Genomic DNA, 21,915 nt, shown 5'->3' on the forward strand with positions numbered 1-21,915 from the left:
GCGCACCTGCGGTCGGAAACGGTGGGCGGCCTTTGCCAGCAACTGCGCTGGCAAGGGCCTCAATGCACCGGCAAGCGCAGGGTATTCCATGCTGTATTCGCTTCAGGCACTGCGGGCGTTCGCCGCCTGGGTGGTGGTCTGTCACCATTTCATGCAGATCTTCTTCGACTTCCATGCCAGCGGGCCTATTGGCCAGTTTCTTACCGATCGCGGCGCAGTCGGTGTCGACATCTTCTTCGTCATCAGCGGGTTGGTGATCTACCTATCGACCCGTGACAAAGCCATCGAGCCACGCCGCTTTCTGCTTAACCGAGCGCTGCGTATCGTCCCTGCCTACTGGTTCTATACCGCGCTCATGGCGGCGCTATTGCTTGCCTTCAGCCAATGGATGCCGCACCAGGAATTTGACTGGCGCCATTTGCTCCTGTCGCTGCTGTTCATCCCGGCCGAGAACCCCGGGGGTTATGGCCTGTATCCAACGTTGAACGTGGGCTGGACGCTGAACTTCGAAATGTTTTTCTACTTGCTGTTCGGCTTGGCGTTCCTGGTCCGTCAACGCCATCACCTGTTGCTGGTAACAGCGGCATTGCTGCTGGTCAGCGAAGTGCTGGGCCGTCTGGGCGTGCTCAGCCGCTTCTACAACAACGACATCATCTACGAGTTTCTGCTGGGTATCGGTATCGGCGTGCTGTATCGCCGTGGTGTGGTGCGTGAGGGGCTGTGGTTACCCTTGGCGGTGCTGGGCGTGGCGGGTTACGCGATCTATCACCTGGACGCGTCCGAGCGACTGCTGCATTGGGGATTGCCAAGTGCCTTGATGGTGCTCGCGTTCGTCTCCCTGGAGCCGTACTTCCAGGGCAACCGGATCCTCAAGGCGCTGGGTGACTGTTCGTACTCGGTGTACCTGATTCACGTGCTGGTGCTGTATGCCGGCTGGTTCGCCAGCCAGCGCCTGCACCTTAACCCGTATCTGGTCTTCGCCCTGTGTGTGCCGTCCATTGGACTAATGTCGTGGTTCAGCTACCAGTGGCTGGAGCGCGGCCTGTATCGGCGCATGCAGGCTTGGGTAGCGGCGCCGCGGGAGAAAACCCCGGCATTTGCGTTATCCCGAGTCAAATGCTAGGACTTTGTTCAAGGGCCAGGTTGGCGTACACTTGGCCGCAAGTCTGTGAGGAACTTCCATGAGCGCTATAACCATTACTGACGCCGCCCATGATTACCTGGCCGATCTGCTTTCCAAGCAGAACACGCCTGGCATTGGCATTCGCGTTTTCATCACCCAGCCGGGCACCCAGTACGCCGAGACGTGCATCGCCTACTGCAAACCGGGTGAAGAGAAGCCCGACGACGAACCGGTCGGTCTGAAAAGTTTCACCGCTTACCTGGATGCGGTCAGCGTACCGTTCCTGGAAGACGCGCTGGTCGACTACGCCACCGACCGCATGGGCGGCCAGCTGACCATCAAGGCACCGAACGCCAAGGTGCCGATGGTCAATGAAGACAGCCCGGTCAACGAGCGCATCAATTACTACCTGCAGACCGAGATCAACCCGGGGCTGGCCAGCCACGGTGGCCAGGTGAGCCTGGTCGACGTGGTCGACGACGGCATTGCCGTGCTGCAGTTCGGTGGCGGTTGCCAGGGCTGTGGCCAGGCCGACGTCACCCTGAAGGAAGGTATCGAGCGCACCCTGCTCGAGCGCATTCCGGAACTCAAGGGCGTGCGTGACGTGACCGATCACACCCAGAAGGAAAACGCCTACTACTGACCGGTAGTATTTCGTGCGCCTAGCAACAAACTGTTACGGATTCAACCCCTGCGACAACAGGCCGCAGCCCATGTTTAAAGGGCTGCAGGCCATCACCGCCTTCGTCGGGTAGAAGCACCAGGGGTGTCATGCCAGAATGCCCCGGTTTTTCGGCCGGCCCGTCCCGAGGGCCGGCACCTTCCCTCTAAAGGATGGTTCCATGAATGATCTGTTGACCCGGCGCGCAGTTGTCGCCGGGATGGGCGTTCTCGGGCTCGGCCTGCTGGCAGGCTGCAACCCGGCCCGGGGGCTTGAGTTCAAGTACGGCAAGAACATGAGCAACGAAATCCTCGGGCGCAAGTTTCGCCTCAAGGATACCCAAGGCAACGACGTCACCCTGTCGAGCTTCTACGGCAGCATGCCGATGATCTTCTTCGGCTTCACCCAGTGCCCGGCGGTCTGCCCGACCACGCTGGCGCGGGCGGCGCAAATCAGAAAGCTGCTCAGAGGCCGTGACCGCGAGTTGTTCCGCGTGGTGTTCATTACCCTTGACCCGGAGCGCGACACCCCTGAAGTGCTCGACGCCTACGTCAAGGCCTTCGACCCGACGTTCGAGGCGCTGACCGGTACACCGGAAGAAATTGCCGAGGTGGCCCGGGAGTTCAAGGTGTTCTACGAGAAAGTCCCGGCTGGTGACACCTACACCATCTCTCACTCGTCTACCAGCTACGTCTACGATACACGTGGCACCCTGCGCCTGAGCCTGGGCCATTCGCTGAATGCCAAGGAATGCGCTGAAGACCTGCTTACACTGATGGAGATCTGCTAATGGCTGTTTCACTGCAACCGATCAAGCGCGGCCTGGCCGCCATGGCCCTGCTGAGCCTTGCCCTGCCAGCGCTGGCACAGACCACCGTGAGCGATGCCTGGGTGCGTGCCAGCGTGCCGCACCAGCAGTCCACCGGTGCCTTCATGACCCTGACCGCCAGCAGCGACAGCAAGCTGGTCGGCGTAGCATCGCCCGTGGCCAAGATTGTGCAGGTGCACGAGATGACCATGAACGGTGATGTGATGGGCATGAAGCAAGTCGATGCCGTCGCGTTGCCTGCCGGCAAACCGGTGAACCTGGACCCGAACGGTTATCACGTGATGCTGATGGGGCTGACCCAGCAGGTGAAGGAAGGCGAGAAAGTGCCGCTGACCCTTACCGTCGAAGATGCCAAGGGCGCGAAGGAAACGTTGCAAGTGCAGGCAGAAGTCCGTGCGCTAAACGCCGAGGCTGGCGGCGGGCATGACCACATGCACATGAGCCACTGACCGACGAAAGGGCCGCATCTGCGGCCCTTTTTCATGCTGCGGTGCGCTTCAGCTACGGAAGCGGGGCAGCGGCCTTTCGAGGGTCAGCGAGGTCAAGGTCTTGCGTACCTGGGCTTCGTCGGCCTCCAGGGCCTTGAGGCTTGCGCGGATCTTGCCGGCGGCGGGCACATCGCCCTGCCGGTCGATCCAGTCGGCAATTTCCTTGCAGGCGCTGCTCAGGCAGGCCTGACGCTGGTTCATCAGCGATATGAGGGTGGTGAGCTCTCTTTCAGACATGGCAGGATCCTCCGCTTAGCCCCCTCAGTGTAGCAGTGGCCGGCGTAATTGCCTGACGGCTAGCCGTGCAGGCAGGCGGTGCGGTAGGCGCCTGGAGTAACGCCATAGGCCTGCTTGAACTGCCGACTGAGGTGGCTCTGGTCTGCGAATCCCAGGTTGAACGCCACTTCGGTTGCCGCCAGGCCGCTCTTCAACAGCTCCCGGGCACGGACCAGACGGCGTTGCTTGAGCCAGGCGTGGGGCGGCAGGCCGGTGGCCTGGCGGAAGACGCGCGCGAAGTGAAAAGGCGAGAGGTTGACCGCCGATGCCAGAGCTTCCAGCGAGGGTGGATTCGCCAGCGTGCTCTCAAGCAGCTCACGGGCACGTGCCACGGCCAGCGGCTCGTTGCCAGGGGCGCTGGGCGCTGGGCCGTGGCCGTGGCGCTGGACCAACGCCAGCACCGCCTGGCGCCAGGCGGTTTGTTGCTCCAGGGCGCTGGCGCCGGCCTCCGACAACTGGTGCAACTGGCTGAAGGACTGCGCCAGGGCGAGGTCGTTGATCACACTGTCTTTGAACAGTGGCATGCCGTGGTGCCCCAGCTCCAATTCATCCAGCACCCCGGTCACCCGCTCATGATCCGGGTAGAAGCCGCGGTAGCGCCAACCTGCTTCATGCGCAGTAGCCCCGGTATGCAGTTCATCCGGGTTGATCAGTACCATGCTGCCGACCGGCGCCATGTGCTCGCTACCACGGTGCCAGAAGCGCTGGGCGCCGGACTCGATCACAGTGAACACATAGCCCTCATGCACGTGCGGGGCAAAGCGTTGCTGGAAATAGCGCGCATGCAGCATCTCGACGTCGCCCAAGGCGGGCGCTTGCCAGAGGTGGGTCTGTTCGCGCAGGAGCGTGCTCATGCCAGCCAGCTGCGCAGCAAGAAGAAGATGAACATGCTCACCAGCATGCTCAGCAATACGCTGCGGGTCAACAGCACCAGGGCGATGGCCACCACGGCGCCAAGCAGGTAAGGGTTGAGCGGACTGAGGTCGAGCTGGTGGCCGGGTAGGAAGATGATCGGCCCGCAGATCGCGGTCAGCATGCCCGGCACTGCGAAGCCGAGGAATTGTCGTGCATTGGAACTCAGGCGCAGAGGCAGGCGCGGTTCCAGAAAGGCGTAGCGGTTGAGGAACACCACGGCGCCCATGGCGAAGATCAGCAACCAGGTCATGTGCGTGCCCCGGAGAATTTCTGGCAGATGAAGCCGGCAGCCATGCCGAGCAGGCCGGCAGCCACCAGCGCGGTTTCCCAGTGCCAGTAGCTGAACAGCACGGAGCAGAACAGCGACACCGCCACGCACACCACGGTAGGGAGGTTGCGTACCAGTGGGGCGATCAGCGCGACAAAGGTGGCGACGATGGAAAAGTCCAGGCCCAGTTGGTCGAGGTGCGGGATGTTCTGACCCAGCACGATGCCCGCCAAGGTGAACAGGTTCCAAGCGACGTAGAAGGTCAGGCCGACCCCCAGTGCGTACCAGCGGTTGAACTGCTGCTGGTCGTAATGGCTGGTCAGGGCGAAGAACTCATCGGTCAGCAGGAAGCCCAGGCCAAGCCGCCAGCGCAGCGGCTGACTCGACAACACCGGACGCATGGACAGACCGTAGAGCAAGTGCTGTGACGTCAGCAGCAGAGTGGTCAGCAGGATCGACATCAGGTTGGCACCACCCTTGAGCATGCCGATGGCCACCAGTTGCGCTGCGCCAGCGAAGACGATCGCCGACAAGCCCTGGCCCTCCCAGGGGCTGAGATTGGCCTCGATGGCCATCGAGCCTGCGAGCAGGCCCCAGGGCGCTACGGCCAGGGACAACGGAACGATGGCGATGGCACCGTGCAGAAACGCTTGGCGGGCAATGGCAGGGTTGGTGGACATGGTGGCTGCGACACTGTTGTTTGGTAGAACAGCATGCCAGACGGCGCAGGCGACTGGCTTGAACGATCTTGCTGGTTTGCCGCAGGCCCAATCACTCTCAGCGCTGGCTGGTCAGCCTTCGTTGCGCTGCAACGCAACCATTGATCTCCACGGCTTTGTGCAGCAAATCCTGGCGGCGTTGCGGGTCAAGGTCGCCCAGCAACCGGTACACCTCGGCCTGGTAGTCGCGTTGACGCCCCCACTGCATCTGCAACCCTTGTGGCTGACTGCGGGCGCAGGCCAGCCTTGCGGCGGGTTGCGGGTAGTAGGGCGCGTACAGCGTGGCCATGCTGGGGATCGCCTCGAGCGCTTCGCGATACCGGCGGCTGGCATTGTAAGGCGGGCACCAGGTAGCAATCGCCGTGGCAGGCGGGGCGAAGCCTTGTTGCAGGCTTGCCTCCAGCAATGGGCAAGCGGCAGCGGTAATTTGCGCTGCGGGCAGGTAGGTCGTGTAGTACAGCGCCAGACGATATTGGGCTACGGGGTGGCCGAGCTCCACTGACTTTTTCAGCAAGGCCACCGCTGTCGGCAGGGTGCGGGCCATGGCTTGCCCTTGGCGGTTGAGCTCTGGGTCGCTGCCAATGGCTGTACGCAGCGTGCTGCCGCTATCGTCCTGATTATCGGCCTGCTCCAGCAGCGGCAGGGCTTGGCGGTAGAGCAGGTCGGCGTGCGGGTCGATGCGCACTTCGAGTGCTTGCGCGGCAAGTGGAACCAGCGTGGCGAACAGTGCAGGCACAAGGGCAGCGCGGCTCACGGACGCGCCTCGCAAGCGACGCATGCAGGGCTGGCAGCCAAGTACGGGTGGACGGCAGGAATGTTCATCACAGGTACGCGTGCGCCTCAGGCGAATCGGAACGACCCCCTATTCTAGCCAAGCGTGGGGGGTGACCGAAAGGGCGACACCCAAGCTTCAGACGAGCTTGATCGGCGTGACTTTGCGCTGGGCGTGTTTTTCCTGAGCCAAGCCCAGTTTGGCGGTGATGACCTTGGCCAGTGCGTTGTTGCCCAGATCATTAAAGTGCAGACGGTCGATGAACAAGTCGGCGCCGAACACCGGGGAGCTGCTGAGCATGCTGTTCATGTCATAGCAAGGCACGGGGTCGGCCTGATGCTTGATGCGCCTGAAAAACGCCGTGTGCAGCTGGCTGTCGAAAACGCCGTCGAGCAGGCGGTCGATGTTTGCCGGTTGTCGCTCCAGTGTCGCCAACATGGCCTGTTCGCCGGCCGGCAGGGACTCCCGGCACCAAGGCAACAGCGGTTGCAGGATGAAGGTGAGGGTGGCATGGCTGTCTGCCAGCATGCGGTCCCACTGCAGCAAGGTTCGGCCTATGCTGTCGGCTGCACCTGCCAAGCGCTTTTCGGCTGGCGACAGCGGGCAGGAAGGTGCGGGCACCTGGCGACGCGGGGCCAGCGCCTGACACAGCCGTTGCCACAAAGATTTCTGGCGCACTGGGTGGGTGCGCGGCATGTCCTCGTCGAAGCTGTTGAGGAAGGCTTGCTGTCGCTGAAACGGCTCCAGGCCATCCGCGCCGGCCAGTACATCGTTGAGAGCCTGGTGGGCCACTGTATTGATGCCGCTGAGAACCACCACATGGCCAATTTCACCGAGGCGATGCTGGTGGGTGAGGAACATCAACAACTCCTGGCTCGCATTGAGCCCGCACCCCGCGAGATTCAGCCACACCTCCCCGGTCAGCATCGACAGGTGCGAGGCCACGGTATGCTCATCGCAACTGGCTCCGATACCCAGCGCGGTCGAACCGCCGACCAGCAGGTTGACCCGCTGGCCACTGCCGCGTTCGCCGGCCGAGAAGCGCTTGCCGGCAAAATGACTGTAACGCAGGCCGAGGGCATCGGTGTTGATGGTGCCGGAGCGGTAGCCACGCTCGTTGACATGCAGCGTATGCGGGGCACGACGGCTGCCCAGTTGCAGAAAGCGCTGGTAGTCCTGTGGCAGTGTCGATGGCGATGGCAAGCCCTGACCGTGCGTTGCGGTGGTGGACAGTGTCATGGCGCTCCTTGTCTGTCGTCTGGCCTGGCAGGTCGTGACGGGTGCCGGGGTCAGCCCGCCAGTTCCTTGAAGTTGTACGCCAGTCCGCCGACCGCGATCAGCAGCAGGGCGGCTCCCGAGGCCAGGGAAATCAAGCGATTGCTACGTTGCGAGGCGATTTTGCCGATGGCGAAGATGTACAGGCTGAGCACGGCGAAATCGATGACCACCCACAGCAGCGACAGCACCACCATGCTTTTGCCGAACGATTCGGTAATCTGGATGAATTGCGGGAAGAAGGCGATGAAGAAAATGATGTCCTTGGGGTTGGAAATACCCACCATGAAGCCTTGCCACAAGCCGCCGCGCCCGGCTTTCGGCGGTTGTTCCTCGGCGTGTGCGGCAGGCGCCTGCAGGCACTCGCGCAGGGTGCCTACGGCGATATAGCCGATGAACAGGCAGCCGAGCAGGCTCATGCCACTGAGCCAGGCCTTGTCGATGGCTGCGCTGGTGAGGATGACCCAGGCGGCGGCGCCGATCAGCACCAGCGATGCCCAGTTGGTGCCGACGGCGGTGAACATGGCCTTGCGTGAGCCAGATGCGGCGGCGGTGTTGACGATCAATGCCACCACGGGGCCGGGCGTGGCAATCAGCAGCAGGACGGTCAGTGCATAGGTAGCAGTCAGTGCGGTATTCACGGTCAGTTCTCGATCAGTGTGTCGGGTGTCGCGTGGACGTTGGCATGAAAGGGGCAGCGCGACGGTTTGAGCGAGCCTGCTTCCTGCAGTTGGTATTGCTTCCATTCGAAATTGTCGTCCTGGCCGAAAAAGCCCAGGCTGTCGGGCATCACGCCGTCGTTGTAGTGGCGCACCCGTTCGCGGATGCGCGCGCGTATGCGTCGGCCGCTTTCGGTGCCAGCGTTGGCCACTTCGTCGAAGTTTTCCCGTGGGTTGATGACGAAGGTGATGTGGTTGCCTAGGTTGCGGCTTTTCATCTGCTGGTGGCCGGGGAAGTTCATGTTGATGAACAGCGGCATGCCGGCGTAGCAAAACGACCAACCGCTGTCCTGAGGATCATTCGGGATTGCCTGGGGCCACGGATGCGGGTCGCGCGCATGTACGCCACGCAGTACTTTCCAGGCCAGTGCCTGCTGTTCGGCGAGGGTGCTGCCGGCCGTGGTTTCGAGAAACACCACCAGCGGGCTGCCGATGCGTTGCTTGATAGGGGTGGGTGTGATTGTGCGGATATAGTCAGCCAGCCCTTGAGCGATGTCATCGGCCAACTGCTCTGCACGGGCGAAGAGGATGTGGCAGGATTCACCGGCCACCGCCTTGCGCCCGAACAGGCACGGAAATTCGGGATTGGCGAGGATGCTGCGAAAATGTTGTAGAGTGGTGTGCGTCCAATGTTGCGTATTTCGCACATGTCCAGCGGCCAGCTCTAGCGCGTCCAGGCGATAGCAGTTTCCATAACCCGTAAACATGTATTTCCCCAGGCGTTTAATTAACAGAAAGATGCAGGCACATGCAGGCAGGTTGTTGGCTTATCGTTGTTATTTACCTGCATTTTCTGAGACGCAGTTAACGTTGTAAAACGCGTGGAACTATGACCTACTATTAGTCTCACTCATGCTTCGGGGGCTTCATGTCAGAACGGATTCAGGCCTTGCACGCGTTACGTGCCTTCGAAGTCGCCTCGCGTTACGGGTCGTTCACCCGTGCGGCCGAAGAATTGGCGCTGACACAAGGCGCGGTCAGCCACCACATCAAGACCCTGGAGGGCCTGTTCGGCTGCGATCTGTTCGAGCGCCGCGGCCCCAAGCTGAGCCTCACCGAGCATGGGCGGCTACTGTCCCAGGAGCTCAAGGTCGGCTTCAAGATCATCGAAAACGCCTGCGCACTCCTGCGTCAGGACCGTTACGGGCTACGCCTCAAGGCGCCCTCGACGCTCACCGTGCGTTGGCTGCTGCGGGCACTGGATGCGTTCAAGAAAATCGACGACAGCTGCAGCGTTCAGTTGTCGAGCGTGTGGATGGATATTGACTCGGTGGATTTCTACTCCGAGCCCTACGATTGCGCCTTTCTTCTGTCCAATGGCCGCTTTGCCACCGATGTCGAGAGTTTCAAGCTGTTCGATGAGTGGCTGATCCCGGTGTGCCACCCTGACTACATGAAGCATGAGCAGCCAGCGCTGGGCGACTTGCGACACTGTGAGCTGCTGCACCCCTCACCGGACCGTCGTGACTGGCGGCGTTGGTTGGCGCGCATGGACGCGCAGGACATCAGCATCGACCAGGGCCAGGTGTTCGATACCCTCGACCAGGGGATTTCTGCGGCCCAGCAAGGCCTGGGCATCTCGGTCGTGGATCTGGTGCTGGCCAGTGCCGACCTGGGCGCAGGGCGCCTGGTGACGCCGTTCAAGCATGCGGTGGCGACCGGCGATGGGTATTACATGACCTGGCTCAAGTCCAGCCCCAAGGCACGGCAGATGCAAAAGCTGCGTGACTTCCTGGTCGGCCAGGTGCCGCCCCTGGCCTACAAGGACATCAACTACTTGTACGGTTGATGGCCCGCACAGCGGTAGAATTGACCCATCCGAAACATCGGTCACACCGAGGACAACGCAGTGAAGTTGCAGCAGGGCTTTGTCCTGACCCGGCATTGGCATGACACGCCCGAAGGCACCTGCGTGGAGTTCTGGCTGGCCACCGATCACGGGCCGCGCTTGTTACGCCTGGCCCCGCAAGACTCGGTGATGTTCATTCTGCAGGCGCAGGCGGAACACGCGCGGCTTTTGCTGGCTGGGGAAACCGGCGTCGAACTCAAACCTCTGCGCCTGCGCGATTTCGAGCATCGACCGGTGCTGGGCGTATATTGCCGCCAACACCGCCAGCTAATGCAACTGGAGCAACGCCTGCGCAGTGCCGGCATCGAAGTGTTCGAGGCCGATGTCCGCCCGCCGGAACGCTACCTGATGGAGCGGTTCATCACCGCTGGGGTGCAGTTCGCCGGCCAGCCGGAGGCCCAAGGGGTGATCTGCGCTGCCCAGCTCAAACCGTCGGCGCACTACCGTCCACCGCTGCGCCTGGTGTCACTGGATATCGAGACCAGCGAGCGGGGTGAACTCTACAGCATTGCCCTTGAGGGCTGTGGCCAGCGCCAGGTGTTCATGCTCGGCGCTGCCGATGGCCAGGCCGCCGACGTGGATTTCGACCTCCAATATTGCAACGACCGCGTTGAATTGTTGCACTGCCTCAACCAATGGATGGCCGAACACGACCCGGATGCGATCATCGGCTGGAACCTGGTGCAGTTCGACCTGCGCCTGCTGCATGAACACGCCAAGCAACTGCAAGTACCGTTAACCTTGGGGCGCAACGGCGCAGCCATGACCCTGCGTGCCCAGGCCAACCGCGGGCATGTGTTCGCCGATGCGCCCGGTCGGCTGCTGATCGACGGCATCGAAGCGTTGCGTTCGGCGACCTGGAGTTTCCCCTCGTTCAGCCTGGAGAACGTTGCCCAGGCCCTGCTGGGGGAGGGCAAGGCGATCGACACGCCGTACCAGCGCATGGATGAGATCAACCGCATGTTCGCCGAGGACAAGCCCGCGCTGGCCCGTTATAACCTCAAAGACTGCGAGCTGGTGACGCGGATCTTCGCCCACACCCGGCTGCTGGAGTTTCTGCTCGAACGATCTTCCGTCACCGGGTTGGCGGTGGATCGCAGCGGCGGTTCGGTGGCCGCGTTCTGTCACCTGTACATGCCGCAGATGCATCGGCTGGGTTTCGTGGCCCCTAATCTGGGCAGTCGCCCGGAGGAGGCCAGCCCCGGTGGTTTTGTCATGGACTCGCGCCCGGGCCTGTATGACTCGGTGCTGGTGCTTGACTACAAAAGCCTGTACCCCTCGATCATTCGCACCTTTCTCATCGACCCTGTGGGCCTGGTCGAAGGTTTGCGCCAGCCGCAAGACGCGCACTCGGTCGAGGGCTTCCGTGGTGGCCGCTTCTCGCGCAGCGTGCATTGTCTGCCGGCCATCGTCGAGCGTGTGTGGCAGGGCCGGGAAGCTGCCAAACGTGAGGGCAATGCGCCGTTGTCGCAGGCGCTGAAGATCATCATGAATGCTTTCTATGGCGTGCTCGGTTCAAGCGGTTGCCGCTTCTTCGACCCCCGTCTGGCATCCTCGATCACGATGCGCGGTCATCAGATCATGCGCCAGACCCGCGCGCTGATCGAAGCGCGGGGTTACGACGTGATCTACGGCGACACTGACTCCACCTTCGTCTGGCTCAAGGGCGCACATGGGGAAGAGGCTGCTGCGCGCATTGGTCGCGAGCTGGTGCTTGAGGTCAACCAATGGTGGCGTGAACATCTGCGCGAAACCATGGGCCTGGAAAGCGCCCTGGAGCTGCAATTCGAGATTCATTACCGACGCTTTCTGATGCCGACCATTCGGGGGGCCGACGAAGGCAGCAAGAAGCGCTATGCGGGCTTGGTGCAGCGCGCCGATGGCAGCGAGGACATGGTCTACAAGGGGCTGGAGTCGGTGCGAACGGACTGGTCGCCGTTAGCCCGGCAGTTCCAACAGGCTTTGTACGGTCGCGTCTTTCGCGGCCAGCCGTACCGCGACTATGTGCGCGGTTTCGTGCAGCAGACCCTGGCCGGTGAAATGGACGAATTGCTGATCTACCGCAAGCGACTGCGTCGCCCGTTGGCCGACTACCAGCGCAACGTCCCGCCCCATGTGCGCGCCGCACGCCTGGCCGATGAATACAACACCCGCCTGGGGCGCGCGCGGCAGTACCAGAATGGCGGTTGGATCAGCTACGTCATTACCACGGCGGGCCCCGAACCGATGGAAAATCTGCAGTCGCCCATCGACTACGACCATTACCTCAGCCGCCAGCTGCAGCCGGTGGCCGACGCCATTCTGCCCTTTGTCGGTGATGACTTCGCGGCGTTGACCGACCGTCAACTGCTCTTGTTCTGAGCGCGGGCGTTAGCTATCTAGCGCCTCGACAAGACTGTCCTGCCTACGCTGGCCTCTTTGATTTTTTGGAGGCATCGAGCATGGGTACTGAACTATCGCCGGCGCAACGCAGTCACCAGACATTGCGGCTGGCCAGCGAGGCATTTCAGGATGGCATCATTGGCAAGCGCCTGCCGCAATGGCTACGCAAGGTCCCCGTCGCGCAGATGCCCGCGCTGAGTCACGCACTGGCCAAGAGCCTTGAGTCTCGCAAGCTCTTGGCCGCATTGTTGGCACGCATCGACGGTATCGACGACTTCGTGGCGCCGGCCCTGGAGCATGCACTGATTCAGCATTACGGCCTCAGCGGCAACGTGCGCCGCTTGAAATTTCTCAAAGGCCACCACGAGCCGGTCATCAACGCCCAACCTGTGGGCGCTCACCTCACGGAAGTGGTGTACGTCGAAAAGGCGCTGCTCGATGTGGTACTGCGCAACTTTACCGCCGATGAAGCCAGGCCTGGTGGGCAACCAACAGGCAATCGCCTGCTGATGCCACGGCAGGGATCGGTCAAGCCCCCCACCGCCACCGAGCTTGCCCAGCTGTGCCGAACGCTGGACCTTGGGGAGGGCTATCAGCGTCATCTCGATGGGATTCTGCAACCTGCCCACGACGCGCCGCGCGTGGCCGCTCTGCTGGGTGATAGCTACCGCTACGCCATGCTCGTGGATGCTTACAAGGCCAGCGTGAGCAATAGCCTGGACGCCAGCGAGCTGGAGTGGATCGTAGCCCTGTGCGTAGACGGCCAACGACTGCCTCTGGCGGGTGATCGGGTGGTGGCCAAGGGCATGACTCTACTGGGCTGTACGATTGAGCAGGTGGTGGTATTCGATGTAATCGAGCAGGGGACCTTGTTCAATTCCACGCGGCGCCTGTTGCTGTACGTGCCCGGTGACCCGGTGGCCCCCTGGAGTGCTTTTAAAAGCCTGAGCGACCTTGACCGTGCGCTGGGTCATCGCCTGCGCATCAAGGCCTACCAAGGTTTCTTCAGCCGGTTCGTGCTACGCAAGGACAGCCAGGCGTTCTTCTCCAGGGTGGTACCGGTATTCGACGACCTTCCGAAGTGGGCGTTCTACGAACTCAATCCGCACTTGAGGTGCTATCCCGAGCCGCTCTTCAACAGCCTTGCACAGGCGCGCATCCGCCAGATCAAGGAAGACGCGGCGATGATCGTGATGCCGGTGGCGCGGCTCGACCGGGACCTGCAGCGCGCCCATGACCAGCGGCTTGCCGCCGAAGGCTGGGCGTTGCTCAATCTTGCCGGCCTGTTTGTACCGAGCATTGGCCTGGCGCTGTTGGCGGTGACCGCCTGGGAGTTGCTGGGCGAGGTCTACTACGGCATCGAGGCTTGGCAGGACGGCGATCACCAGGAGGCGCTCGATCACTTGACCCATGTCGCCACTGAGCTTGCTGTGCTCGCAGCCACGGCGGCGGGCGTCACGGCGGCACGGCGCATTTGGACGCGCTCCGCTGTGGTCGATGACATGCTGCCGGCGCGGCTTGAGGACGGCAGCACCAAGCTCTGGCAGCAAGACCTTGCACCCTATCGCAGCCTGGCCCCCGGCGCGGCGGCACTGCCGGATGCATTAGGGGTCCGGCGCCTGAATGGCGACGCCTGGGTCGAAATGGACGGTCACCACTATGCGGTGGTCGAGCCGGCCGGCGCTGGCCAGTGGCAGCTCCGTCCGCGTGACGGGCATGGCCCTGCGCTGCGCAACAACGGGGCCGGCGCCTGGCGCGTGTGGAGCGAACAACCCGCTGACTGGGAAGACGCCCAGCGCATGTTCCGCCGCCTCGGGGAACCTTTGCAGGGCATGAGCGACGAGCAGATCGATGACGTATTGAGTATCCATGGCCTCGACGCAGACCACCTGCGTGCGTTGCATGTCTATGCCCGGGCGCCGGAGCCCGGGATGCTCGACAGCGCCGAACGCTCCAGGCTCGATCGCCGTATTCGCCAGATGATCAGCCGCTTGCGCAGTGGGGAACCGGTCGAAGACATTACCGTGCTTGAGCATGCCCAGCGGCTACCGGGGGCAGCCGGTTTGTCCGACCAGGCGCTGGCAGAGCTGGCATGGGGCCGGCGGCGGGATCTGCTCGGTCACTTGTATGACGCGTTGCAGCCGGCTGATAGCCCTGGAAGCGCGGTGCTGCGCAACGTTTTTCCGGGTTTGCACTCGCGTGCCGCGCAAGCCTTGCTGACCAGCGCCAGTGGTGATGACCGACTGCGCCTGCTGCAGACTGGCCGTGTGCCGTTGGGTCTGGCCGAAGCCGCCCGGCGCAGCGTCATCGATATCCGCAAGGCGAGAGTATTTGAGGCGATGCACCTGGACACGCCTCAAAACGCTGACCTGGCACGCGTCGTATTAGGTCTGCTCAAATATTTGCCGGGTGCTGAGCAAGGTGTCCGCTGGCGTCTGTTTGAACGGCGCATCGACGGGCCGCTACTGGTATCGACCGAGCAGGGGGCGCGAACCTTCGACCTGTTGCACCTGGACGGTAGCTTCCAGTTGCTTGATGCCCAGGGGGCACCGCAGGGTGAGGCTGGGGAGTTGTTCGAGGTCATGGCTGCGGCCTATGCCCCGCCTCAGCGCGAGGGCATGGCCGTTGGCGATCCCTTCGCGCACAACCTCCGGGTGCTGCTGAGCCGTGAGGCTCGGCAGCGTCGCGCCGAACTTGGCCCCCTGCTCGGTGTTCAGCAGCCAGGTGCATTGCGCGCCCCACAACGTTTGCCCGATGGCAGGCTCGGTTACCCGTTGGGAGGCCAGAACACAGGTGGATTCAGACGCTCCAGGCCATCACTGCCGGCGACCCTGCGTGACATCTACCCAGCCTTCAGCGACGACCAGGTGGCGGCATGGACCGAAACCGTCGTGCGCTCGGGGCAGGAGGTCGACGCGGTGCTGGTGGCCCTGCGTGAACAACTCAGATCCCTGCACAGCCGATTGAATGCATGGGTGGGCGAGGCCAGCGGTGAGCTGCGCGAAGATCGAAGCAGCGTGCGCCGGACATTGCTCGAGTGTTGGCAGCGGGTTACCAGTGCCGGAGACCTGCTGTCCAATACGGAAGACAACTACCGGTTGGTCATCTACAACACCCGGCCGCAGACGCTGCCAGAGCTGCCTGCCCAGGTGAGCTTCACCCATGTTTCCGACCTGTCGTTCCTGCGTATGGGGTTGTCCACGATCCCCCAGAGTTTTCTCCTCGCCTTCCCGCGGTTACGGGTGTTGGACCTGGGCGGGAACAATCTCACCCGACTCCCTGAGCCCTTGCTGCAGATGCTGCATTTGCGTCAGCTCACCTTGACCAGCAACGAGATCGTGCTGACCACTAGCCAGGCCGCCACGCTGGCGAGTGCCACTTCCCTTGACTACATCGATCTGTCGCACAACCCGTTGGGGCGCACCTTCACGCTGAGCGGGTTGACTTCGTTGCGCTGGTTAAGCCTGCGTAATACAGGCATGACGGACTTCCCCCATGGCCTGAACAACCGCCCAGGGTTGGTCTACGTGGATATGCGCGAGAACCGCATCCGCCAGGTTCCGCAGTGGTTCTATCAAGCGCCTCTGAGCTTGCGACGGCGTGTCCGGCTGGCCGGCAATCCATTGCCAGGGGATGAGCGACTAAGGCTGCACGCGTCACTGATGCGGCCTTCCGAACTGATGGATGAGGCGCTGATGAGAGAACGCCTCAGTCATGCCCGTGAGGTCTGGGGAGATGCAGTGGGGCCGCGCAATCGAGGACTGTTGATTGCCGCGTGGGAAACGGTGGATGTTGGCGAGGCCTCGGACCGGTTTTTCCGGGTTTTGCAACAACTGCTGTTGTCGGCGGATTTCCGCATCAATGCCGAAGCCCTGGGGTCTCGGGTACTGGCATTACTGGAAGCGATGGGTGAGGACTCCGCTTTACGCGAGCAATTGCTGAGCGTGGCCAACGATGAATGGGGATGCCAGGACGGTGCTACCTGGTGTTTGAGCAACCTGGAGGTGAATGCATTGGTCTGGCGCGCACGTTCAGAGGGCCCAGCCAACTCGGAACAGGCACTGCTCAGGCTAGGGCGGCGCTTGTGGCGCCTGGATGAAGTCGACCGTATTGCCGTGCGGGATATCATCGACCGCGGCGGCAACCCGGACGAAAGTGAGGTAGGCCTTGCCTATCGGCTAGGGTTGCGTCTGCGTCTGGACCTGCCCATCGAGGTGGGCGACATGAGCTTTCGTCCGCTTGCAGGGGTCGATGAACTGCGCCTGGAGCGCGCAGAAGCGGCTGTTCGCAGGGCGGAGACGGAGGAAGAAGTGGCCCGCTCGCTGGTGGACCGGTCGTTTTGGCAGGCCTATCTGGAGCGCACCCATCCCAGCCGTTTCACGCAGGTGGATGGGCCATTTCAGCGCAGGCTCAGTGCAGTGCTGGATGATCAGTCACTGAGTGACGGGGTCCGCTCGGCGCGATCGGATGCGATCCTGGGCGAGCAGCGCGCCGCGCGGCGTGGGTTGATGCTTGATTTGACCCTGGAAGCCCTGGAAACCGGGCCTGTCGATCAGCCCATCGACGTGCGTTAATACCTGCCCTGCCGCCAATGGCTTTGGACTATGCTCAGTCAGGGTGACGGCCGGTTGCTTCAAGGTTGTCATGCCAGGCTGACGCAGCACCGGAAACTGCCAGTTACTTTTCCCTGGCCCTCTGATGCGCGAAGTAGTTTAGGCTCCGGATCGGATTTTTCTCCGTGATCTGTAGTCTTTGGTTTATCGGAAATTAAGGAGATGCGTATGCTCGTCCGGTCACTGACCCTCGCCACCTTGCTCGCCCTCACTACGCCTTCGTTCGCCGCCGACAGCGACGCGCCGCTGGCCAAGGAAGTTGGCAAGGCACGACCTTTGGTGATCATCGCGCCGAGTTCGGCCGACCCGACGTTGCGGGGCTTGAACGAGGCGCTGAAGGACCCTGCCACTCAGGCGGCCTTCAAGGAGCGTGGCCTGGTGGTGTACAGCGTCGCCAACATGATGGGCAAGCGCGAGGACAAGAACCTCGAGCAACAGGCCACCATGGCCCTGATCCGGGAACTCAAGCTCGGCGCGAGCAAGGGCACCAAGGTTATCCTGGTGGGCAAAGACGGCGAGCGGCATATGCTCAAGGATGACGACTCGGGCGAAAAGCTCGACCCGCAGGCCATCCTCAAGGCGGTTGACGAACTGCCAGCGAGCGAGAAGGCGGTCGCCGCACCTGAGCCTGTTGCTGCTGTGCCGGAACCTAAAGCCAAGGACAGCAAGCCAGCGAAGCCTGCCAAACCCGCCGCACCTCCTAAACCGCTGGAAGACTGATATCGCAGAGCATCAGGCGCGTGCAGCAATGCGCGCGCTGATCCAGTGATCGATGCTCAACCGGCCTGCGCCCTTGAGCAGCAGGGGCAGCAACGCCACCAGGTAGATCAGCGGCAACTTGAAGTTGCCAAAGCCCTGGTCAGTGATGGCGTAGCCCTGCGCCAACTCTGCAAGGCTCGACCAGTGCGCGGGCCAGTGCACGGCGGCTATTGCCACCACGGTGATCACAGTCAGTCCCGCGGAGGCCAGCCTTGTGCCAAGGCCCAACAGCAGCAGCAGCGGCAACAGCAACTCGGCCCACATCGACAGCTCCCAATTCAGTGTTGGCGGCAGCACGTTGAAGGGGAACGGGAAGCTTTCCTGCAAATCGCCGAACCAGTTGCTGCCATTGAATTTCTCGAGGCCCGATTCGAAGAACTCCCAGGCCAGGAAAAGGCGCAGGGGCAAGTCGGCGCTCCAACTGCCGAAACGGTCGACGCGGGTGAAGGTACGGGGCAGGGTGGTCATGGTGTTTTCTCTTCTTCAGGAAAGGGCGGTGGCATTGCGGCGCTGGTGCAGAGCCAGTTTGGCGGTGAGCTTGAGGCCGATGGCGGCGAACATCAGGGCGAACGCCAGCGGGTACCAGCCGCCCATGGGGATGCGCTTGTAGAACGATAGGCAGAACACCCCAGCCAATACCCACATGCCGGTACTGTGCAGGGCCTTCCAGTTGCGGCTACCCAGCAGGCGCATGGCGGGTTGGAACGAGGTCAAGGTCAGCAACACCAGGAATACATAGCCGATGCTTCCCGGCAGGCTGGAGGTGACGGTGCGGCCAGCCCAGAACAGCTCCGGAAACTGTTGCGCGTAGCGGTAGATCAGCAGGCCATGCACCGTGTGCGAAAAGGCGAAGGCCAGGCCCAGGTAGCGTCGTTCGCGCACGATGCGCCGAGTTGCCGGACTGGGCAGTAAAGCCACCAGCGAGGACGCCAGGAACGCTAGCAGGAACAGCGCAAAGGAGCTGCGCGCGGTAGCGCGGATGGCGCTGCGCAGGCCATCGGAGCCGACTGGGTGGGCGGCCAGGACCACCACGGTCATGAACAGCGTGAGGCCGGCGAGGGCGGTAAACAGCCTCCAGCCGGAGGGTAGGGTGATAGGTCTCATCGACAAGCTCCCGGGGGTGTGGTTGTGTGACCGGGAGTGTGTGGGGATGAGTTATCTGCAGTGTGTCGAGCCCTGTTGCTTTATGTATCCGACTGTAGCTATTGCAACTCGATCTGGGCGCACAACCCGCCGCCCTGGCGGTTGCTCAGGGTCAAACGCCCGCCCATGGCCTGGGTCAGTTGCTGGGCGATGGCCAGCCCCAGCCCCGTGCCACCGGTGCTGCGGTTGCGCGAGCTTTCCACTCGATAGAACGGCTTGAGCACTTCATTGAGCTCTTCTTCCGGGATCCCCGGGCCCTCGTCGAGCACACGGATAAGAATCCGGCCCTGTCCACGGCTGACTTCGAGCTGCGCTTTACCCGCGAATTTCAAAGCATTGTCCAGCAAATTCACCAGTACCCTGCGTAACGCGTGCGGGCGGGTTTCCAGCAAACTGTCGGTGCGCCCACAGCGCTCGACCTGGGCACCGCTGTCCTGGTAGTCGAACGCCACGCTGTCGAGAAACGCATCGAGGTTGATTCGGCACGCAGGCTCGGTATTGATATCCATGCTGCGGGCATAGGCCACCCCTTCGCGGACCAGATGCTCCATGGCATCCAGGTCATGCCACAACTTTTCTTTTTCGACGCCTTCGTCCATCACCTCGACGCGCAGTTTCATGCGCGTGATGGGTGTTTGCAGGTCATGGGAAATCGCCGCCAGCAACTGCATGCGTTCCTTGAGATAGGCGGCGATACGCGCTTGCAGGGCGTTGAAGGCGATGGCGGCGTACTTCACTTCGCGCGGGCCGCTCTCGTCCAGCAACATGCCAGGCTTGTCCGGGTCGAGGTCGTCCAGGGCCTTGATCAGGCGGGTCAGCGGGCCGATGGCCAGGCGCACGGCCAGCCAGGTACAGAACAACAGCACGGCAAGCTGGACCAACAGCACCAGCGGCAACCATTTGGCCACCGGTACCGGTGCCGGGGTGACATCGATGGTCAGTGGCGCACCGTCGGCCAGTCGCAGGTGGGCCTGGAAGTGTGCGTTTGGCCCGGGGATTTCCAGGAAGGTCAGGGGGTAATGATGACCGATGGCCTTGACGATCGACTCGGCGGCCATGGGCGGGTCGTTGCTCGGCATTGCCTCACCGGCGAGGCCTGCATCCAGCCGGTAGCGGTAGGTGCGCCGCTCCAGGCGCGGCAACCAGCTGGCGCGTTCGGCCGCAGGCAGGCGGTCGAGAATGGCCACCGAGGTGGCGACGTCCAGTTCCAGGTTGCTGAGCATCATCGAGCGGCTGCTGATGTAGCGCTCATAGGCCTGCAGGCTGAAGGACAGCCCATACGCCAGCACCAGGCCGGTGAAGAAAATCAGGGCCAGGCGCGAGGCCAGGGTACGGGGCCACTTCATGACGGCGACTCGAGCAACTGCACCGGCAACGAGAACACATACCCCTCGCTGCGCACGGTCTTGATGCAACTGGGTTCGCGGGCGTCGTCACCCAGGCGCTGGCGCAGGCGGCTGACCAGCAGGTCGATGGAACGGTCGAAAATGTCGGCCTCGCGCCCCTGGGTCAGGTTGAGCAACTGTTCGCGGCTGAGCACCCGTTGCGGGTGATCCAGGAATACCCGCAGCAAACGGTACTCGGCGCCGCTGAGGGCCACCAACGTACCTTCGTTGTCGAGCAAGTGGCGTGCGGTGGTGTCCAGGCGCCACTGGCCGAAAGCGAGCAGGCGGCTGCTCTCGCTGATGGTCAGGTTGGGTGGCAGCATCCGGGTGCGGCGCAGCACCGCGTTGATGCGGGCCAGCAGTTCGCGGGCGGAGAACGGCTTGGTCAGGTAGTCGTCGGCGCCCATCTCCAGGCCAATGATACGGTCGGTCTCGTCGTTGCGTGCGGTCAGCATCAGCACTGGCGTGTTGCGGTGCTTGCCGGCGCGCAGTTCGCGGCACAGCAGCAGGCCGTCATCGCCCGGCATCATGATGTCGAGGACGATCAGGTCGACGCTGTTGGCTTCGAGGAAGGCGCGCATCTGCCGACCATCAGCGACGATGCTTGTGCGCAGGCCGTTCTTTTTCAGGTAGTTACCGACCAGTTCGCGGATTTCGCGGTCGTCGTCGACGATCAGGATGTGATCGACATGTTCCATTGCTGGCGTCCTGTGCGAGGGGAGTGGGCGCAGTGTACCGAGCAAGCGGGGGCTTGCCTTCAGGCGTTTGTATTGCAGTGTATCTGGCCTCGGCGCTGATACAGCAGGAAGCACTTCACAGCTTCTGCGACACATGCGCAATACCTGGCGGGAGTGAAATGGCTCTCGACCGGGGAGCAATCCTCCCCACCTCTCGAAGATGCACAGGAGCGACACCATGAACGTGAAAACCTTTGCCAGCGCCAGCCTGTTCGCCGTGCTCAGCCTCGGCACCCTGGCCGCCCAGGCGTCTACCTTGCCGATGAGCGATGCCGGCGTCATGCAGTACCGCTACGGCGATCACCTGGATGTGAAGAAAGTATTGTCGGTGAAGGATGACCAGAGCAATGGCTGTGGCCTGGTCAACACCCGCATGGATTACCTGAATTCCAAGGGTCAGCCCGAAAGCGTCGAATACCGCACCTATGCCACGAGCGGTTGCCATGACAACTAACCGTCGCCGGCTATTGAAAGTGGGTGGCGTGGCCCTGGCGCTGGTCGGTCTGGGCCTGGCCGGTCATCTAATGGCCCGCGACAGCTACGGCGCCATGCCCGCGCTGGCGGGGGCCAACGCGTGGCTCAACTCGCCGCCGCTGGATGCCCCGGCGCTCAAGGGCAAGGTGGTGCTGGTGGACTTCTGGACCTGGGACTGCATCAACTGCCAGCGCAGCCTGCCGCATGTGAATGACTGGGCCCGGCGTTATGCCGACCAGGGGCTGGTGGTGGTGGGTGTGCATACGCCGGAGTACGACTATGAACGCGATGTCGGAGTGCTGAAAAGCAAAGTGGCCAGTCTGGGCATTGGGTATCCGGTGGCGGTGGACAACGATAAACAGGTGTGGAATGCCTGGGGCAATCAGTTCTGGCCCGCGCACTACTTTGTCGATCGCCAGGGGCAGGTGCGGCATGTGCACTTTGGCGAAGGCGATTATGACGGGCAGGAGCAGGTGATAAAGGCGTTGCTGGATGAAAAGGGGTGATGTCAGTGCCGGCCTCTTCGCG

At 62.6% G+C, this 21,915-nt stretch carries 22 protein-coding genes; 10 read left to right on the forward strand and 12 right to left on the reverse strand.

All coding sequences use genetic code 11. From position 1 onward, the window contains the following. The first annotated feature begins 88 nt into the window (after positions 1-88). From ACZ6YA_RS21230 to ACZ6YA_RS21245, 4 genes are all read left to right on the forward strand, one after another. Positions 89-1,123: an acyltransferase family protein gene (locus tag ACZ6YA_RS21230; RefSeq protein WP_465899152.1), complete on the forward strand. Its 1,035-nt coding sequence runs from the start codon at positions 89-91 to the stop codon at positions 1,121-1,123. 58 nt (positions 1,124-1,181) lie between these two features. Continuing rightward, the gene (nfuA, locus tag ACZ6YA_RS21235; protein WP_400802117.1) at positions 1,182-1,766 is read left to right on the forward strand and encodes a Fe-S biogenesis protein NfuA; all 585 of its coding nucleotides are present in this window, start codon (positions 1,182-1,184) and stop codon (positions 1,764-1,766) included. A 199-nt stretch (positions 1,767-1,965) separates the two neighbouring features. Beyond that, positions 1,966-2,574, forward strand: a complete 609-nt coding sequence (locus ACZ6YA_RS21240; RefSeq protein WP_465899154.1) for an SCO family protein — start codon at positions 1,966-1,968, stop codon at positions 2,572-2,574. Further along, complete coding sequence (locus tag ACZ6YA_RS21245; RefSeq protein ID WP_465899156.1) at positions 2,574-3,062, forward strand: copper chaperone PCu(A)C; 489 nt, start codon at positions 2,574-2,576, stop codon at positions 3,060-3,062. Before ACZ6YA_RS21240 ends, ACZ6YA_RS21245 begins: the two co-directional genes overlap by 1 nt. A gap of 48 nt (positions 3,063-3,110) precedes the next feature. Here the strand turns inward: ACZ6YA_RS21245 and ACZ6YA_RS21250 are convergent, their stop codons facing one another. The 8 genes from ACZ6YA_RS21250 to ACZ6YA_RS21285 form a co-directional block, all read right to left on the reverse strand. Beyond that, positions 3,111-3,338 (reverse strand): hypothetical protein, encoded by a 228-nt coding sequence (locus tag ACZ6YA_RS21250; protein WP_012313790.1) that lies wholly within the window; start codon positions 3,336-3,338, stop codon positions 3,111-3,113. A gap of 59 nt (positions 3,339-3,397) precedes the next feature. After that, positions 3,398-4,231, reverse strand: a complete 834-nt coding sequence (locus ACZ6YA_RS21255) for a helix-turn-helix transcriptional regulator (protein WP_465899159.1) — start codon at positions 4,229-4,231, stop codon at positions 3,398-3,400. Continuing rightward, positions 4,228-4,542: an AzlD domain-containing protein gene (locus tag ACZ6YA_RS21260; protein ID WP_465899160.1), complete on the reverse strand. Its 315-nt coding sequence runs from the start codon at positions 4,540-4,542 to the stop codon at positions 4,228-4,230. The genes ACZ6YA_RS21255 and ACZ6YA_RS21260 overlap by 4 nt, the downstream gene beginning before the upstream one ends. Beyond that, entirely contained in the window at positions 4,539-5,240 is a 702-nt protein-coding gene (locus tag ACZ6YA_RS21265) for an AzlC family ABC transporter permease (RefSeq protein WP_465899162.1), read from the reverse strand. Before ACZ6YA_RS21265 ends, ACZ6YA_RS21260 begins: the two co-directional genes overlap by 4 nt. A 97-nt stretch (positions 5,241-5,337) precedes the next feature. Then, the gene (locus ACZ6YA_RS21270) at positions 5,338-6,033 is read right to left on the reverse strand and encodes an SEL1-like repeat protein (RefSeq protein ID WP_465899163.1); all 696 of its coding nucleotides are present in this window, start codon (positions 6,031-6,033) and stop codon (positions 5,338-5,340) included. Positions 6,034-6,189: 156 nt separating this feature from the next. Further along, the gene (locus ACZ6YA_RS21275) at positions 6,190-7,290 is read right to left on the reverse strand and encodes a hypothetical protein (protein WP_465899165.1); all 1,101 of its coding nucleotides are present in this window, start codon (positions 7,288-7,290) and stop codon (positions 6,190-6,192) included. Between the two features lie 50 nt (positions 7,291-7,340). After that, positions 7,341-7,967: a LysE family translocator gene (locus ACZ6YA_RS21280; RefSeq protein ID WP_465899167.1), complete on the reverse strand. Its 627-nt coding sequence runs from the start codon at positions 7,965-7,967 to the stop codon at positions 7,341-7,343. Positions 7,968-7,969: 2 nt separating this feature from the next. After that, positions 7,970-8,752, reverse strand: a complete 783-nt coding sequence (locus ACZ6YA_RS21285; protein ID WP_465899169.1) for a YqcI/YcgG family protein — start codon at positions 8,750-8,752, stop codon at positions 7,970-7,972. A gap of 161 nt (positions 8,753-8,913) precedes the next feature. Here ACZ6YA_RS21285 and ACZ6YA_RS21290 point away from each other — a divergent pair, with 161 nt between their 5' ends. The 4 genes from ACZ6YA_RS21290 (at position 8,914) to ACZ6YA_RS21305 (ending at position 17,609) form a co-directional block, all read left to right on the forward strand. Further along, positions 8,914-9,834 (forward strand): LysR substrate-binding domain-containing protein, encoded by a 921-nt coding sequence (locus ACZ6YA_RS21290; RefSeq protein ID WP_465899170.1) that lies wholly within the window; start codon positions 8,914-8,916, stop codon positions 9,832-9,834. Positions 9,835-9,894: 60 nt separating this feature from the next. Then, positions 9,895-12,255, forward strand: coding sequence for a DNA polymerase II (locus ACZ6YA_RS21295; RefSeq protein ID WP_465899172.1), 2,361 nt, complete (start codon positions 9,895-9,897; stop codon positions 12,253-12,255). Positions 12,256-12,335: 80 nt separating this feature from the next. Then, positions 12,336-16,850 (forward strand): NEL-type E3 ubiquitin ligase domain-containing protein, encoded by a 4,515-nt coding sequence (locus tag ACZ6YA_RS21300; protein WP_465899174.1) that lies wholly within the window; start codon positions 12,336-12,338, stop codon positions 16,848-16,850. A 207-nt stretch (positions 16,851-17,057) separates the two neighbouring features. After that, positions 17,058-17,609: a DUF4174 domain-containing protein gene (locus ACZ6YA_RS21305; protein ID WP_465899176.1), complete on the forward strand. Its 552-nt coding sequence runs from the start codon at positions 17,058-17,060 to the stop codon at positions 17,607-17,609. Positions 17,610-17,621: 12 nt separating this feature from the next. On the opposite strand, the gene ACZ6YA_RS21310 is transcribed toward ACZ6YA_RS21305, so the two are convergent. The 4 genes from ACZ6YA_RS21310 to ACZ6YA_RS21325 all read right to left on the reverse strand — a co-directional run bounded on the left by ACZ6YA_RS21310 (position 17,622) and on the right by ACZ6YA_RS21325 (position 20,874). Next, positions 17,622-18,116, reverse strand: coding sequence for an HvfX family Cu-binding RiPP maturation protein (locus ACZ6YA_RS21310; RefSeq protein ID WP_465899177.1), 495 nt, complete (start codon positions 18,114-18,116; stop codon positions 17,622-17,624). Between the two features lie 15 nt (positions 18,117-18,131). Then, positions 18,132-18,752: a ferric reductase-like transmembrane domain-containing protein gene (locus tag ACZ6YA_RS21315; RefSeq protein ID WP_465899179.1), complete on the reverse strand. Its 621-nt coding sequence runs from the start codon at positions 18,750-18,752 to the stop codon at positions 18,132-18,134. A gap of 98 nt (positions 18,753-18,850) precedes the next feature. After that, positions 18,851-20,137 carry a sensor histidine kinase gene (locus ACZ6YA_RS21320; RefSeq protein ID WP_465899181.1) on the reverse strand — a complete coding sequence of 429 codons (1,287 nt, stop codon included), beginning with the start codon at positions 20,135-20,137 and terminating at the stop codon, positions 18,851-18,853. Beyond that, positions 20,134-20,874 (reverse strand): response regulator, encoded by a 741-nt coding sequence (locus ACZ6YA_RS21325; protein WP_465899182.1) that lies wholly within the window; start codon positions 20,872-20,874, stop codon positions 20,134-20,136. The genes ACZ6YA_RS21320 and ACZ6YA_RS21325 overlap by 4 nt, the downstream gene beginning before the upstream one ends. Positions 20,875-21,091: 217 nt before the next feature. On the opposite strand from ACZ6YA_RS21325, the gene ACZ6YA_RS21330 reads away from it, so the two are divergent. Together ACZ6YA_RS21330 and ACZ6YA_RS21335 are read left to right on the forward strand one after the other, a co-directional pair. Further along, a complete protein-coding gene (locus ACZ6YA_RS21330) occupies positions 21,092-21,367 on the forward strand; it encodes a DUF2790 domain-containing protein (protein ID WP_465899184.1) in 276 nt (91 codons plus the stop codon). Continuing rightward, positions 21,357-21,893 (forward strand): thioredoxin family protein, encoded by a 537-nt coding sequence (locus ACZ6YA_RS21335; protein ID WP_465899186.1) that lies wholly within the window; start codon positions 21,357-21,359, stop codon positions 21,891-21,893. The genes ACZ6YA_RS21330 and ACZ6YA_RS21335 overlap by 11 nt, the downstream gene beginning before the upstream one ends. Positions 21,894-21,915: the final 22 nt, after the last annotated feature.

The organism is Pseudomonas sp. NPDC090752 (assembly GCF_055584805.1).

Bases quoted from the DNA above. Each gene is read 5' to 3' on its own strand.
- ACZ6YA_RS21325 (WP_465899182.1), bottom strand. From the start codon at position 20,874: ATGGAACATGTCGATCACATCCTGATCGTCGACGACGACCGCGAAATC.
- ACZ6YA_RS21300 (WP_465899174.1), top strand. From the start codon at position 12,336: ATGGGTACTGAACTATCGCCGGCGCAACGCAGTCACCAGACATTGCGG.
- ACZ6YA_RS21230 (WP_465899152.1), top strand. From the start codon at position 89: ATGCTGTATTCGCTTCAGGCACTGCGGGCGTTCGCCGCCTGGGTGGTG.
- ACZ6YA_RS21240 (WP_465899154.1), top strand. From the start codon at position 1,966: ATGAATGATCTGTTGACCCGGCGCGCAGTTGTCGCCGGGATGGGCGTT.
- ACZ6YA_RS21335 (WP_465899186.1), top strand. From the start codon at position 21,357: ATGACAACTAACCGTCGCCGGCTATTGAAAGTGGGTGGCGTGGCCCTG.
- ACZ6YA_RS21250 (WP_012313790.1), bottom strand. From the start codon at position 3,338: ATGTCTGAAAGAGAGCTCACCACCCTCATATCGCTGATGAACCAGCGT.
- nfuA (WP_400802117.1), top strand. From the start codon at position 1,182: ATGAGCGCTATAACCATTACTGACGCCGCCCATGATTACCTGGCCGAT.
- ACZ6YA_RS21285 (WP_465899169.1), bottom strand. From the start codon at position 8,752: ATGTTTACGGGTTATGGAAACTGCTATCGCCTGGACGCGCTAGAGCTG.
- ACZ6YA_RS21275 (WP_465899165.1), bottom strand. From the start codon at position 7,290: ATGACACTGTCCACCACCGCAACGCACGGTCAGGGCTTGCCATCGCCA.
- ACZ6YA_RS21320 (WP_465899181.1), bottom strand. From the start codon at position 20,137: ATGAAGTGGCCCCGTACCCTGGCCTCGCGCCTGGCCCTGATTTTCTTC.
- ACZ6YA_RS21315 (WP_465899179.1), bottom strand. From the start codon at position 18,752: ATGAGACCTATCACCCTACCCTCCGGCTGGAGGCTGTTTACCGCCCTC.
- ACZ6YA_RS21310 (WP_465899177.1), bottom strand. From the start codon at position 18,116: ATGACCACCCTGCCCCGTACCTTCACCCGCGTCGACCGTTTCGGCAGT.
- ACZ6YA_RS21330 (WP_465899184.1), top strand. From the start codon at position 21,092: ATGAACGTGAAAACCTTTGCCAGCGCCAGCCTGTTCGCCGTGCTCAGC.
- ACZ6YA_RS21290 (WP_465899170.1), top strand. From the start codon at position 8,914: ATGTCAGAACGGATTCAGGCCTTGCACGCGTTACGTGCCTTCGAAGTC.
- ACZ6YA_RS21265 (WP_465899162.1), bottom strand. From the start codon at position 5,240: ATGTCCACCAACCCTGCCATTGCCCGCCAAGCGTTTCTGCACGGTGCC.
- ACZ6YA_RS21255 (WP_465899159.1), bottom strand. From the start codon at position 4,231: ATGAGCACGCTCCTGCGCGAACAGACCCACCTCTGGCAAGCGCCCGCC.
- ACZ6YA_RS21260 (WP_465899160.1), bottom strand. From the start codon at position 4,542: ATGACCTGGTTGCTGATCTTCGCCATGGGCGCCGTGGTGTTCCTCAAC.
- ACZ6YA_RS21245 (WP_465899156.1), top strand. From the start codon at position 2,574: ATGGCTGTTTCACTGCAACCGATCAAGCGCGGCCTGGCCGCCATGGCC.
- ACZ6YA_RS21305 (WP_465899176.1), top strand. From the start codon at position 17,058: ATGCTCGTCCGGTCACTGACCCTCGCCACCTTGCTCGCCCTCACTACG.